Source organism: Bradyrhizobium sp. HKCCYLS1011 (assembly GCF_051167795.1).
Classification (GTDB): domain Bacteria; phylum Pseudomonadota; class Alphaproteobacteria; order Rhizobiales; family Xanthobacteraceae; genus Bradyrhizobium.
The window spans coordinates 289,332-302,791 of record NZ_JBNPTT010000007.1 but is presented as its reverse complement, the minus strand read 5'-3'; the positions used below and the strand labels follow the sequence as shown (position 1 = coordinate 302,791).

The 13,460-nt window shown below is 63.9% G+C and carries 9 protein-coding genes; 4 read left to right on the top strand and 5 right to left on the bottom strand.

What is annotated here, in order from left to right; translation table 11 throughout:
• Positions 1 to 43: 43 nt before the first annotated feature.
• The 3 genes from ACQR1W_RS24595 to ACQR1W_RS24585 all read right to left on the bottom strand — a co-directional run bounded on the left by ACQR1W_RS24595 (position 44) and on the right by ACQR1W_RS24585 (position 3,823).
• Complete coding sequence (locus tag ACQR1W_RS24595; RefSeq protein WP_434853215.1) at positions 44 to 1,039, bottom strand: TRAP transporter substrate-binding protein; 996 nt, start codon at positions 1,037 to 1,039, stop codon at positions 44 to 46.
• Positions 1,040 to 1,135: 96 nt separating this feature from the next.
• Complete coding sequence (locus ACQR1W_RS24590) at positions 1,136 to 2,842, bottom strand: IlvD/Edd family dehydratase (protein ID WP_434853214.1); 1,707 nt, start codon at positions 2,840 to 2,842, stop codon at positions 1,136 to 1,138.
• Between the two features lie 162 nt (positions 2,843 to 3,004).
• Entirely contained in the window at positions 3,005 to 3,823 is an 819-nt protein-coding gene (locus tag ACQR1W_RS24585; protein ID WP_035980634.1) for an NAD-dependent epimerase/dehydratase family protein, read from the bottom strand.
• A 113-nt stretch (positions 3,824 to 3,936) separates the two neighbouring features.
• Here ACQR1W_RS24585 and ACQR1W_RS24580 point away from each other — a divergent pair, with 113 nt between their 5' ends.
• Complete coding sequence (locus tag ACQR1W_RS24580) at positions 3,937 to 4,905, top strand: SMP-30/gluconolactonase/LRE family protein (protein ID WP_434853213.1); 969 nt, start codon at positions 3,937 to 3,939, stop codon at positions 4,903 to 4,905.
• A 214-nt stretch (positions 4,906 to 5,119) separates the two neighbouring features.
• On the opposite strand, the gene ACQR1W_RS24575 is transcribed toward ACQR1W_RS24580, so the two are convergent.
• Together ACQR1W_RS24575 and ACQR1W_RS24570 are read right to left on the bottom strand one after the other, a co-directional pair.
• Positions 5,120 to 6,550, bottom strand: coding sequence for an aldehyde dehydrogenase family protein (locus tag ACQR1W_RS24575; protein ID WP_434853212.1), 1,431 nt, complete (start codon positions 6,548 to 6,550; stop codon positions 5,120 to 5,122).
• A 334-nt stretch (positions 6,551 to 6,884) separates the two neighbouring features.
• The gene (locus ACQR1W_RS24570) at positions 6,885 to 9,254 is read right to left on the bottom strand and encodes a transketolase (RefSeq protein ID WP_434853211.1); all 2,370 of its coding nucleotides are present in this window, start codon (positions 9,252 to 9,254) and stop codon (positions 6,885 to 6,887) included.
• A 137-nt stretch (positions 9,255 to 9,391) separates the two neighbouring features.
• On the opposite strand from ACQR1W_RS24570, the gene ACQR1W_RS24565 reads away from it, so the two are divergent.
• The 3 genes from ACQR1W_RS24565 (at position 9,392) to ACQR1W_RS24555 (ending at position 13,408) form a co-directional block, all read left to right on the top strand.
• Positions 9,392 to 9,853, top strand: coding sequence for an Lrp/AsnC family transcriptional regulator (locus ACQR1W_RS24565; protein ID WP_008967167.1), 462 nt, complete (start codon positions 9,392 to 9,394; stop codon positions 9,851 to 9,853).
• Positions 9,854 to 10,950: 1,097 nt separating this feature from the next.
• Positions 10,951 to 12,054 (top strand): ferredoxin, encoded by a 1,104-nt coding sequence (locus ACQR1W_RS24560; protein WP_434853210.1) that lies wholly within the window; start codon positions 10,951 to 10,953, stop codon positions 12,052 to 12,054.
• Positions 12,055 to 12,145: 91 nt separating this feature from the next.
• Positions 12,146 to 13,408 carry a 2Fe-2S iron-sulfur cluster-binding protein gene (locus tag ACQR1W_RS24555; protein ID WP_434853209.1) on the top strand — a complete coding sequence of 421 codons (1,263 nt, stop codon included), beginning with the start codon at positions 12,146 to 12,148 and terminating at the stop codon, positions 13,406 to 13,408.
• Positions 13,409 to 13,460 lie beyond the last annotated feature (52 nt).

The following is a 13,460-nucleotide window of genomic DNA, read 5'->3' as shown; positions in this document are numbered from 1 at the left end:
CCGGCCCGGCAATGGCCGGCAAGCCTGTTGTTGGCGCGGCGGCTTAGTTAATTGCACGGATCAGGTTCTTGATCTTTTCGGCGTGCGGGCCGAGCTCCTTCGCAAGCTTGTCGAGATAGGGATCGGCGATTGTGGTGAAGCTCCTCTTGTCGACATCCTCGACGATCTTGACGCCGAGCGATTTCAGCTTGGCGGCCGCCGTCCTTTCCAGCTCGAAGGCCTTCGCCGGCTCTTTCGCACTGATTTCGGCTGCCGCCGCCAGCACCCATTGCCGCTGCTCGGCCGACAAGCTCTGCCAGAGCTTGTCACTGATGAAAACCAGCGCGTTGTTGGCCTCATGCTCCGTGATGGACAGCACCGGAGCCACCTCGTAGTGCTTGTTGACGAGATAGACATTGATGCTGTTTTCCGCCGCGTCGACCACGCCGGTCTGCAGCGAGGTGTACACGCTGCCGAACGGCATATGCACCGTCTGCGCACCATAGGCCGGGAACATGGTGTCTTCGGTCGCGGTGGCCTGGACGCGGATCTTCATGCCCTTGATGTCGTCGATCTTGTGAATCTCCTTCTTGCTGTAGATGTGGCGCACACCCTGCGACCCGGTCCCGATGACGTGGAGGCCCTGCGTGGTCTCGTCGATCATGGTCTTGATCGCCTCGAAAACCTGGGGGTCGGCCAGCCCCTTGATCACGTGAGCTTCGTTGCGGAACAGGAAGTGCAGCGACATGACGCCGGCTTGCGGCGAGATCGTCGCCGTATTGGCCGAGGAGACGATCGCGAAATCGATATCACCGGCCTTGACCAGTTGCAGGATCTGCGGCTCCTGCCCGAGCTGCGCGCCGGGATACTGGTCGATGATGATGCTGCCCTTGCTCAGTTCCTTGAGCTTGTCGGCAAACAAGTCTCCGGCAATGGAGTAGCCGGTGTTCCGAGGCTGATCATAGGCGAAGCGATAATGCTTGACGTCCTGCGCACTCGCAGTTGCTGCAGAAGCGATCGCCGCAGCGAACGCCCATGCACCAATGAGCCGACCTCTCACGATGCCCCTCCCCCGTTATGATTTTCGGGGATCATCCCACTGGCTGTGTCGGATTGTCAATTGAACATGCCCCCAGCCGTTGTTCGCGCGATCAGCTCAACCCTTTCCCTTGCGGCGCATGAAATCGAAATCGCAGCCATCATCGGCCTGCAGAATGGTCTCGTGGAACAGATGGGCGTAGCCGCGCTCGGCCCATTTCGGCGTCACCGCCTGTTGCAACGCGACACGGCGTTTCGCCATCTCCGTGTCGTCGACCAGCAGATCGATGCTGCGCTTTTCGACATCGAGCCTGATCATGTCGCCGGTCTGCACCAGCGCCAGCGGCCCGCCGACAGCAGATTCCGGGGTGATGTGCAGGACGATGGTGCCGAATGCCGTTCCGCTCATGCGCGCGTCCGAGATGCGCACCATGTCCTTGGTGCCGCCGCGCGCGAGCTTCTTGGGGATCGGCAGATAACCGGCCTCCGGCATGCCTGGCGCGCCCTTCGGCCCGGCATTGCGCAGCACCAGAATGTCGTCTGCCGACACGTCAAGATCGGGATCGTCGATCCGCCGGGTCATGTCTTCGATGGAGTCAAACACCACAGCGCGACCGGTGTGCTGCAGCAATTTGGGGCTGGCCGCCGAATGCTTGATGACCGCGCCACGCGGGGCGAGATTGCCGCGCAGCACGGCGAGGCCACCTTCGCGCTTGATCGGATCGGCCCGCGCGCGGATCACGTCCTGCCCGGGCACCTCCTCCGCGTTGGCGACGATGTTGCGCAGGGTCTCGCCGGTGACGGTCCTGGCGTCGAGATCGATGAGATCACCGAGCTGCTTGAGCAGTTTCGGCACGCCGCCGGCGTGATGGAAATGCTCCATATAGTGCTCGCCAGACGGCTTGAGATCGACCAGCACCGGCACCTCGCGGCCCAGCCTATCGAAGGCGTCGAGATCGATTGCGTGCGGCGTGCGGCCGGCGATCGCGGTGAGATGAATGAGCCCGTTGGTCGAGCCGCCGATCGCCTGCAGCACCACTTGCGCATTCCTGAATGCCGCTGGCGTCAGCAGCTCGCTCGGGCGCGGTCCTTTCGCCTTGGCCATTTCGGCCGCAACACGCCCGCTCGCCTCGGCCGAGCGGAAGCGCTCCGCGTGCGGCGCCGGAATGGTCGCGCTCATCGGCAGCGACAGGCCGAGCGCCTCGGTGACGCAGGCCATGGTCGAGGCCGTGCCCATCACCATGCAGGTGCCGACCGACGGTGCGAGCCGTCCGTTCACCGCCTCGATCTCGGCGTCGTCGATCTCGCCGGCGCGATATTTCGCCCACAGCCGGCGGCAATCGGTGCAGGCGCCCAGCACCTCGCCCTTGTGATGACCGACCACCATCGGCCCGACCGGAATGACCACCGTCGGCAGATCCGCCGACAGCGCCGCCATGATCTGGGCCGGCAGGGTCTTGTCGCAGCCGCCGATCACGATCACGGCATCCATCGGCTGCGCCCGGATCATCTCCTCGGTTTCCATCGCCATCAGGTTGCGCAGATACATCGAGGTCGGATGCGCAAAGCTTTCAGCGATCGAGATGGTCGGGAACACGAAAGGCATCGCGCCCGACAGCATCACGCCGCGCTTCACCGCATCCAGGATCTGCGGCACGTTGCCGTGGCAGGGATTGTAGTCGCTATAGGTGTTGGTGATGCCAACGATCGGGCGATCCAGCGCATCATCCGAATAGCCCATCGCCTTGATGAAGGCCTTGCGCAGGAACAGCGAAAATCCGGCGTCGCCGTAAGCGGTCAGTCCCTTGCGCAATCCGTCGGTCATGGTCTTCGTCTCTTCTACTTTGCAACGAGCTTCTTCTTCGTCATTCCGGGGCAACCGCGCCAGCGGCTGAACCCGGAATCTGGAGATTGTCTTTCGTGTGCTTCCCACGTCGAGATTCCGGGTTCGCGCGTGCCGCGCGCCCCGGAATGACGTGCCGTATGCTCAGCCCCAGTCGATGATCCCGCTCCTGTCGCCGTCGAACTCGATGCTGCAGAACGAACCGCCTTGGAAATAATCCCCGATCGGATCGGCGGGCAGCTTCTCTTGTTCGGCAAAAGCGTGCTCGCGAAAATCCTCGGCGCGTCCGGTCGGCCGATAACCGAGATCATAGGCGCGCTGATTGTCCCACCAGGCGCGCTCGTTCAATGAGGCGCCATACAGGACCTCGAAATGGATGTCCGGGTGCTCGAGCCCGATCCGGCAGAGCTGCACCAGATCCTCCGGCTTCAGCCAGATCGACAGCCTGCGGCGGTCGAGCGGCTTGTCGCCGAAATTGCCGATGCGGATGCAGGTCACCTTCAGCCCATGCTTGTCGGCGTACAGCGAACCGACCGCCTCGCCGAACACCTTGCTGACGCCGTAACGGCCGTCGGGGCGCGGCTGGACATCGTTGTCGATCTTGCGATGCCGCGGATAGAAGCCGACGGCATGATTGGACGAGGCAAACACCACCCGCTTGACGCCCTTCCTGCGGGCAGCCTCGAACAGATTGTAGCCGCCGATGATGTTGGCCTGCAGAATATCGTTCCACGCACCTTCGACCGAGTAGCCGCCGAAATGCAGGATGCCGTCCACGCCCTCGCAGAGCGCCTCGACCTGCGCGAGATCAGCAAGATCGGCCGCCTTGAACGTCTCCTGGCTGGACAGATCGGCCGGTGGCTTCAGGTCGCTGAGCAGAAGGTCCGGATAGACCGGCGGCAGCAGCTTGCGCAGCGACGTGCCGATCCCTCCGCTCGCACCGGTCATCAATATGCGTGGCATTTCATCCCTCGTCTTCGGTCCGCTGGTGGTTGGATTCCAACCACGCGTTTGCGGTCATTGCGCAAGGATGATAGCAGAGAAATTGCGAGGGAACGCAACAACGAGATCAGCAAATGTCCGATGCAAATACTCCGTCCCATGGCTGGCGTCCGGCGACCTACTATCCCGATCCGGCGATCCAGGCGCTCGATCCGCGATTTGAAAAATACTGGCTGAAATTGTCGGCCGTGGAACGCATCGCTACCGGCCTGCGCTGGGCCGAAGGGCCGGTGTGGTTCGGTGACGGCCGCTACCTCTTGTGCAGTGACATCCCGAACCAGCGTATTCTCAAATGGGAGGAAGAGACCGGCACCGTCAGCGTCTTCCGCAAGCCGTCGAACTTCGCCAATGGCAACACCCGCGACCGCCAAGGACGGCTCGTCACCTGCGAGCATGGCGGACGGCGCGTGGTCCGCACCGAATATGACGGTTCCATCACGGTGCTGATGGACTCCTTCGACGGTAAGCGGCTGAACTCGCCCAACGATGTGGTGGTGAAATCCGACGGCTCGATCTGGTTCACCGATCCGACCTTCGGCCTGCTCGGCAATTACGAGGGCTACAAGGCCGAGCCGGAGATCGAGACCCACGTTTACCGGATCGACGGGGCCAGCGGCAAAGCCAGCATCGTTGCGGAAGGCGTGCTGGGGCCGAACGGGCTGTGCTTCTCGCCCGATGAAAAGATCCTCTACGTCGTCGAATCCCGCGGCGAACCGACCCGCAAGATCCTGGCCTATGACGTGTCGCCCGACGGCACCAAGCTCAGCCACAAGCGTGTCCACATCGACGCCGGCCCTGGCACGCCGGACGGCATGCGCTGCGATATCGACGGCAATCTCTGGTGCGGCTGGGGCATGGGCTCGCCCGAGCTCGACGGCGTCATGGTGTTCGCGCCCGACGGCGCGCCGATCGGCCGCATCGCCTTGCCCGAACGCTGCGCCAATGTCTGCTTCGGCGGCTTGAAGCGCAACCGGCTGTTCATGGCGGCATCCCAGTCGATCTACGCGCTTTATGTGAACACGCAGGGCGCGCTGGGCGGATAGCGGCCTGTCGTCCCGGACAAGTGAGCTCCTGGTGGCGCGCGGTGCCATCCAGAGCGAACGCGATCCGGGACCCCAGCGCGAGCGCCCTGCGCTCGTCGCGCGACCGCGCAATGCCGGGCGGAGCCCGAGTGGCCGACGCTCTACATAAGAACGGCGGCCGGTGGTTATGGGTCCCCGCGTTCGCGGGGACGACATCTCGTATGTAGCAGTCACCTCACGCGGCGTTGTAGCCCGCGACGGCCTTGGCCTCGAGATATTCCTCGAGCCCGTAGCGGCCCCATTCGCGGCCGTTGCCAGACTGCTTGTAGCCGCCGAACGGCGCGGTGCGATCATTCGGCACGCCCTGCAAATTGACGTTGCCGGCGCGGATCTGACGGCCGACCCGGCGGGCGTCCTCGACCGTCGGACCGTAGACATAACCGGCGAGGCCATAGGGCGTGTCGTTGGCGATGCGCACCGCATCGGCCTCGTCCTTGGCGCCGATGATGGTGAGCACCGGCCCGAAGATCTCCTCGCGCGCGATCGTCATCTCATTGGTGACGTCGGCGAAGATGGTCGGGCGTACATAGTAGCCCTTGTTGACCCCTTCCGGCAGGCCCGGACCACCGGCGACGAGGGTTGCGCCCTCCTCGATGCCCTTATTGATCAGGGTCTGGATCTTCTCCCATTGGCCGCGATTGACGACCGGGCCGATCGTGGTGCCATCGCCGCGCGGGTCGCCAGCCTTGGTCTTGTCAGCCGCGGCTTTCGCGATCGCCGCCACCTCTTTCATCTGCGACAGCGGCACGATCATGCGCGAGGGCGCGTTGCAGGACTGGCCGGAATTATTGAACATGTGCATGACGCCGCCGGTCACCGCCTTGGTCAGGTCGGCGCCCTCGAGGATCACGTTCGGCGACTTGCCGCCGAGCTCCTGGCTGACGCGTTTCACCGTCGGCGCCGCCCGCTTGGCAACGTCCACGCCGGCACGCGTCGAGCCGGTGAAGGAGATCATGTCGATGTCGGGGTGCTCGCTCATGGCGGCGCCGACCTCGGGCCCGAGGCCGTTGATCAGGTTGAACACGCCCTTCGGCACGCCGGCTTCATGCAGGATTTCGGCAAAGATCAGCGCCGAGGTCGGCGTGAATTCGGAGGGCTTCAGGATCATGGTGCAGCCGGCCGCGAGCGCCGGGGCGACCTTGCAGGCGATCTGGTTCAGCGGCCAGTTCCAGGGCGTGATCATGCCGACCACGCCGACCGGCTCGCGAACCACCACCGCCGACGGCAGCGTCTCCTCGAACTCGTATTTCTTCAAGACGTCGAGCGTCGACATCAGATGGCCGAGGCCGGCGCCGGCCTGCAGCTTCTCGGCCATCGGCAGCGGCGCACCCATCTCGTCGGAGACCGCGGCGCCGATCTCCTTCATGCGGCCCTTGTAGACCGCGATGATCTTCTCGAGCAGCGCCACCCGCTCTTCGCGCGAGGTCTGCGAAAAGGTCACAAATGCGCGCTTGGCGGCGGCGACGGCCTTGTCGACATCGGCCTTCGAGCCGAGCGCAACCTCATACATCGCCTCCTCAGTCGCGGGATTGATGACCGGGGTGGACTTCTTGACGACGGGATCGACCCAGGCGCCGTCGATGTAGAACTGCATGCGGTTGACCATCGGAAAACCTCTTCAAATCGGGAGAGCAAATGGAGGGGGCGTTTCGTCGCAAGCATCCTTGCACGAATGCCTTTTTGGTTGAACCCGCCCTATGCGGGGCAGCGTTGCGCTGGCCAGGATATAAGGGCGCGAGCGTGACGCTGGCAAGGCAGCAACCACATCCTCACTGTCGTCCCGGCCAAGCGGAGCGCGCGCCGGGACCCATACCGCGTGATCTCTCCATTTGGCACGTCGCGAGCAAAGCCTGACTGCTAGTCCCTGAACAACTGCTCCCTGTGGTTATAGACCCCTGCTTTCGCAGGGGCCACAGCCCAATTTGGTGAAACAACTCCGTTCAAACCGCCATTTTGCGATGCAGCACAGGCGCGCCGGTGAGGCTTTCGGCCGCATCGATGATGGCGTTGGTATCGATGCCGTTGAAACGATAGAGGTCGTCGATGGTGCCGGTCTGGCCGAACCGCTCGACCCCGAGCGCCTCGACGCGGTGACCACGTACGCTGCCGAGCCAGCCGAGCGTGGCCGGGTGACCGTCGATGACGGTGACGATGCCGCAATCGCGCGGCAGCGGTGCCAGCAGTTTCTCGATATGGCTTAAGTGCTGCACGCCACGGCGCACCCGACGCAAATTCCGTGCGGCGGTCCAACCGGCATGCAGCCGGTCGGCCGAGGTGATGGCGAGCAGGCCGACGTCACGGCGGCTTTCGCCGATCAGCCCTGTCGCCTCGATCGCCTCGGGCGCAACCGCGCCGGTATAGGCAACGATCGCTTCCGCATTCGGCCCGGGCTTGCGCAGCCAGTAGGCCCCTTCGGTGATGCCGCTCTCCTGCTCCGGTGTCATGATCCGCTGCGGCTGCTCGACTGTGCGGGTCGACAGCCGCAGATAGACCGAGCCGCCCTCGCCGCTCGCGGCTTGCATGTGGCCAAAGCCCCATTTCATGATCACGGCGAGTTCGTCGACGAAAGCTGGCTCGAACGACGACAGGCCGTCCTGGGCCATGCCGATCAGCGGCGTGGCGATCGATTGATGCGCGCCGCCCTCTGGAGCCAATGTCACGCCGGATGGCGTCGCCGCCACCATGAAGCGCGCATCCTGATAGCAGGCGTAGTTCAGCGCATCGAGCCCGCGCTCGATGAAGGGATCGTACAGCGTAACCACCGGCAACAGCCGCGTGCCGTTGACGGCGTGGGATAGCCCAAGCGCGGAGGCCAAGATGAACAAGTTCATCTCGGCGATCCCGAGCTCGATGTGCTGTCCCCTCGGCGATGCATCCCAATTGTAGGTCGATGGAATCTTCTCGCTGCGGAACAGGTCGGCCTTCTCGGCGCGCGCGAACAGACCGCGCCTGTTGACCCAGGCACCGAGATTGGTCGACACGGTGACATCAGGCGATGCGGTGACGATGCGGGAGGCCAGCTTGCTGTCGCCGCGCGCGAGATCATTGAGGACCAGGCCGAAGCCCTGCTGGGTCGACATCTGCGCCGAAGCCGTGAATGTCAGCCGCTCCGGCACGTCGAACACAGCATCGGTGAGACGACGCTCCCCACGATTGAACGGTGCGCCCGCAAGAAAGGCGTCGAGCCTGGCCGGATCCTGCGGCAGGCCTTCGAACTTATCCCATTCATGGCCGGGCCGGATGTTCTGCTGGCTGCGCCACTTTTCCATTTGCGACACGGTCATCAGGCCGGCGTGGTTGTCCTTGTGGCCCTGGAACGGCAGGCCGACGCCCTTGATGGTATAGGCGATGAAACAGACCGGACGGTCGTGGTCGATGGCCTCGAAGGCCTCCAGCATGCTCGCCATGTCGTGGCCGCCGAGATTGGACATCAGTGCCAGCAGTTCGTCGTCACTGCGCTTGGCGATGAGGCGGGAAACCTCGCCCTGATCACCGATGTCGTCCAAAAGATGCTTGCGGAACGCCGCCCCGCCCTGGAAGCACAGCGCCGCATAGAGCGCATTCGGACAATTGTCGATCCAGCGCCGCAACGCCTCGCCGCCCGGCTCGGCGAAAGCATCGCGCATCAGCGAGCCGTATTTGACGATCACCACGTCCCAGCCGAAATTGCGGAACATGGTCTCGAATCTCTCCCACAGGCCTTCACGCACGACGGCGTCCAGGCTCTGCCGGTTGTAGTCGACGATCCACCAGGTGTTGCGCAGGCCGTGTTTCCAGCCCTCCGCCAGGGCCTCGAAGATGTTGCCCTCGTCCATCTCGGCGTCGCCGACCAGCGCGATCATGCGGCCCTCGCGGCGGTCCTTCATCCAGCCATGCGCGGCGACGTAGTCCTGCACCAGCGAGGCGAACAAGGTCTGCGCAACGCCGAGGCCGACCGAGCCCGTCGAGAAATCGACGTCGTCGGTGTCCTTGGTCCGCGAGGGATACGACTGCGCGCCCTTGAAGCCGCGGAAGTTCTCGAGCTTGTCACGGGTCTGCCGGCCGAACAGATATTGGATGGCATGAAACACGGGGCTTGCATGCGGCTTGACCGCAACCCGGTCCTCGGGCCGCAGCACCGAGAAATACAGCGCCGACATGATGGTGGCGAGCGAGGCGGAGGAGGCCTGATGGCCGCCGACCTTCAGCCCGTCGACATTGGGCCGAACGTGGTTGGCGTGGTGGATGGTCCAGGACGACAGCCACAGCACCTTGCGGGCCAGCGCATTCAACAGGTCGAGACGGTCGGATTGTGCAGGTGACGTCGCCATGGCGCTCCTCCCGGCGGGAACAGGATTCGCGGATGTTAATCCCGATAGGCCGACCATAATTCTCAATCTTTTGCGCTTTGAGGCAGATTATTGGTACAATTTCCCATTCCTGCCCAGCTCGCTCGGATTTTATCCCAATGCCCGATCTCGACCCCATCGACCGCAAGATCCTCGGCCTGCTGCAGGCCGACGGTCGCATCACCATGCAGGAGCTCGCCGACAAGGTCGGCCTGTCGGTGTCGCCCTGCCACCGCCGGGTGAAGCTTCTCGAAGAGCGCGGCGTCATCACCAATTACATCGCAACCGTCGACCAGAAGGCGCTCGGGCTGCATGTCTCGGTCTTCATCTCGATCAAGCTCGCGCGCCAGAAGGAAGAAGATCTCGCGCGCTTCGAACGCGCGATCTCGAAATGGCCCGAGGTGCTGGAATGCTATCTGATGACCGGCAACCGCGATTATCTCCTGCGCGTGGTGGCCGCCGACCTGTCGTCCTACGAGGCGTTCCTGAAGAGCAAGCTGACACGGCTCGACGGCATCGCCTCGATCGAGAGCAGCTTTGCGCTGAGCCAGGTGAAATACTCGATTGCCTTGCCGGTGTGAGGGAGGCCCGGTCGGAGCGACACCCTCCGCTGTCGTCCCGGCGTACGCCGGGACCCATAACCACCGGCCGTTCTTAGTTGCGAGATCGTCAGATATCGGAACACTACAACATAGCTCCCGGAGTATGGGTCCCGGCTCAAGGCCGGGACGACAGCCAGGTTGTTACACTCGTGTGCTTCGCATGACCATTCATTCCCGCGGCGCATTCGCGTCCGAGCTTTGCAGATTCATTTGCCCCTCCATAAAAGAGGGTGCAGGGAAGACCGGGCGCTGGCCTCGCCCATGGCCCGCCTGCGGAAAGAATGCAGGCGGCAGGTACCACAGGTTCAGCCGAGACATCCCGGCCTTCCCTGCGCGATGGTTTTAACAGCTGCTTCGCGATCTCCTCGGTGCGCCGGGCTTGTTGGCCACCGTGTCGCGACAACGCGCTTGCGCGCATTGCGCTGGATACCAGCGTCGGGGTATCAGGACCACGCGACTTGACTGTCCGCATCCGACTTGCTCGCCGGCCCGCGCTAGCAAGGCCCCAAGTCCGAAGCGTCCACCGCTCCCCGCCGCTACGTTTCGTGACGATCGGCCGAAACGCCCCTCTTCGTCGCAAGCAGGATGGCCGGGATGATCGTCGTGATTTGCCCGACACGGCAAGGCCGCACGCATGCGGCAGATTGGCACGACGGGCAATTCGTGCATGCCGCCTATGCCGAATGCTCTCGCAAGCCAAAGCACCCTGCAGGAATGAGGCGTGCAGAGCCTTCGATGCTCGAGGACATACTAACAAGTCGGGCATGCGGATTCGGACGCCAACTGCATTGATCTGGATCAAATGGCGCTTCGCATTTGATCCAGATCAACCCGCCGCAGGCAGACCGCAGCAAGGCCGCGGGATGTTCATAATGGTCATCGAAAACCGCCACATCTCGCCGCTAGCTTCACGATTGAGTGCGCGTGGCCTTCGGCGGCAGCCTGCAGTGTCGAATGCGTCGCGCGCTTTGATGTCAAAACCCGCGCCCTGGACAGCAATGCAGAACAACAGCGCCCGTCAGTCAGTCAAATACGAGTCCCCTCGGCATCGCCGAGAGTCGTTCTCACAGGCCAACATGGCCGTGCGCGTATCACCCACCAGATACAGCCCGGGATCGGCTGGAACCAGCCGCACCGTCAGTCCAAAGAGCCGGCGCGTCTGGGTGACGCTCCAGTCCGTCATGTTCACCGTGGGCGTGGTGCTGGTCGGCCTGCTGCTGTTCTGGCCGGCCGCCGGCATTGGGCTGATGTGGAATTTCCTGATTCCAGTTGCGCCGGCGCTGGTCACGATCTCGCCCGGGCTGTGGCGCAATGTCTGTCCGATGGCGACGATGCACATGTTGCCCCAGAAGCTCGGCATCTCCCGCAACATCAGGATGCCCGAATGGGGCGCCGCCAGCCTGGGCCTGATCAGCGTCATCCTGCTGTTCATCGTGGTGCCGATGCGGCGCATCGGGCTGAATGTCGATGGCCCGCTGACAGCAATCATGCTGCTGTCGGCTGCCGTCATCGCCTTCACCATGGGCTCGCTGTTCGAGATGCGGTCCGGCTGGTGCACTTCGCTGTGCCCCATCCACCCGGTGGAGCGGCTCTACGGCACCAACCCGGCCCTCACCTTCAAGAACGCGCGCTGCAATCTGTGCGAGGGCTGCAGCAACCCCTGCCCGGATTCGACCCCGGAACTGACGCCGACCGTGACCAGCGGCAACAAGCTTCAGCAGTTTCTCGGCAACTTCCTGGTCGGAAGCTTTCCGGGATTTGTCTGGGGCTGGTATCAGGTCAAGGACTATGCCCCCAATGAGGTGGACAGCAATGCGATCATGACGGCCTATGCTTGGCCGCTGCTGGCTTGCGTCGTGACCTACTTCATCTTCAAGATCGGCGAGTATGTGCTGCGTCACAAGCCGGACGCCCGCGCCACCCTGCATCGGATTTTCGCGGCCGCGGCGATCAGCACCTATTACTGGTACCGTCTCCCCGGTCCGGCCTCTTTGCTGCCGGACTGGTTCCCGCTCGTCTCTCACATGGTCACCACGCCGTTCTTCTTCTGGTTCATCGTGCTTCGCGCGCCGAAGGTGAGCTGGCTGAAGCGACCGGTCATGGCCTCGAACTACTGGTCCAGCCGGTTCGAGACGACGGCGAACAAGAATCTCATCCGTGTTGCACCGGGCAAAGCCTGACATCGCGCACAACGACGCGTGATCCGGGCCGCGGTATGCGCGACCCGTATCACACCGCGCCCTTCGCGCGCCCCGATTTGAGGAGTGAACAATGAGCAATTTCAGGACTGTCACGATCAAGGGCCGCACGTTCCGCGTTCGCGCCGGCGATGTCTTGCTCGACGGCGCGTTGGCGAACGGTGTCGAGATTCCGTACGACTGCCGCGCCGGGACCTGCGGCACCTGCATGGTGCACGTCGCCAAAGGCCAGACCGTATGCGGCGAAACCCATACGCAAGGCATGGTCCACGCCTGTCAGGCGCGCGTGGTCTCCGATCTCGAAGTCGAGACCGAGGATGTGCCCGAGATCGACACGGCACGGGCACGGCTGGTGGGCTTGCGCGAGCTCGCACCCGACATCATGGAGCTCATGATCGCTCCCGAGAAGAGCATCACCTATCTGCCCGGACAATATTTCAAGTTCGCGTTCAACGGTTTTCCGGCCCGCGCCTATAGTCCCACCGCCTCCTTCGACGGCCGCATCGGCGGACGCGTCATCCACCTCAATGTCAAACGTGTGCGCGGCGGGCGCGTCACCTCCGCGCTCGGCAACAGCATCAGGCCGGGGCACCGGCTGCGCATCCAGGGCCCCTATGGGCACGCATTCCTGCGGCCCGGCGGCGCCGGCCGACTGATCCTGGCCGGAAGCGGCACCGGCTTCGCGCCGATCTGGGCCATCGCCTCCGTGGCGCTACGCGAATCCCGGGACCGCCCGATCATCATCATCGCAGGCGCGCGCAAGCTTCCTGCACTCTACATGACGCCGGTGCTGGCGCAGCTGGCTCGGCTGCCCAACGTCAAGATCATTCCGACCGTCGAAGAAGGGCCGATCAATCATCCCTCCATCCGCACCGGACGGATCGAGGCCCACATGCCGACACTCACCGCATCCGATGTCGTTTACGCCTGCGGCTCGCCGCGCATGGTGAGCGCGCTCGCGGGTCTGGTCGAGAAGGCCGGTGCCACCTTCTATGCCGATCCGTTCGAGTCAGCGGCTCCCGAGGAGCCGGCCGGCCTGCTCGGCAAGATCAAGACGCTGGTGGCGCGGCGGCCTCCGCAGCAAGCGAGCAGCGAGGCGCCGCTCGATCCCTTCGAGAGGCGCGCGCCGGCCCTGGTGCCGACGGCCGGCAGCCCACATTTGGTTAGCGAACAGGGACCCGTGCAATGGCAAGGCGATCCGCGTCGCAGCGATCCTGCGCGCGGACACGACGCCGCGCCTACGGCCTTGCATGCGCGGAAGCTTCATGGCGAAACCGCACAACGGTCCGACCAGCCGCGCAGGCCCGCCGCGCAACTGGCCTCCAGCCATGCGTGAACGCGTGACGCCGGTCGCGGAACGGTGACCCGCGCCGGCGGCCGGGGGGCAT

Coding starts and splice junctions, on each gene's coding strand:
- ACQR1W_RS24580 (WP_434853213.1), top strand. CDS start 3,937: ATGTCCGATGCAAATACTCCGTCCCATGGCTGGCGTCCGGCGACCTAC.
- ACQR1W_RS24575 (WP_434853212.1), bottom strand. CDS start 6,550: ATGGTCAACCGCATGCAGTTCTACATCGACGGCGCCTGGGTCGATCCC.
- ACQR1W_RS24555 (WP_434853209.1), top strand. CDS start 12,146: ATGAGCAATTTCAGGACTGTCACGATCAAGGGCCGCACGTTCCGCGTT.
- ACQR1W_RS24565 (WP_008967167.1), top strand. CDS start 9,392: ATGCCCGATCTCGACCCCATCGACCGCAAGATCCTCGGCCTGCTGCAG.
- ACQR1W_RS24560 (WP_434853210.1), top strand. CDS start 10,951: ATGGCCGTGCGCGTATCACCCACCAGATACAGCCCGGGATCGGCTGGA.
- ACQR1W_RS24585 (WP_035980634.1), bottom strand. CDS start 3,823: ATGCCACGCATATTGATGACCGGTGCGAGCGGAGGGATCGGCACGTCG.
- ACQR1W_RS24590 (WP_434853214.1), bottom strand. CDS start 2,842: ATGACCGACGGATTGCGCAAGGGACTGACCGCTTACGGCGACGCCGGA.
- ACQR1W_RS24570 (WP_434853211.1), bottom strand. CDS start 9,254: ATGGCGACGTCACCTGCACAATCCGACCGTCTCGACCTGTTGAATGCG.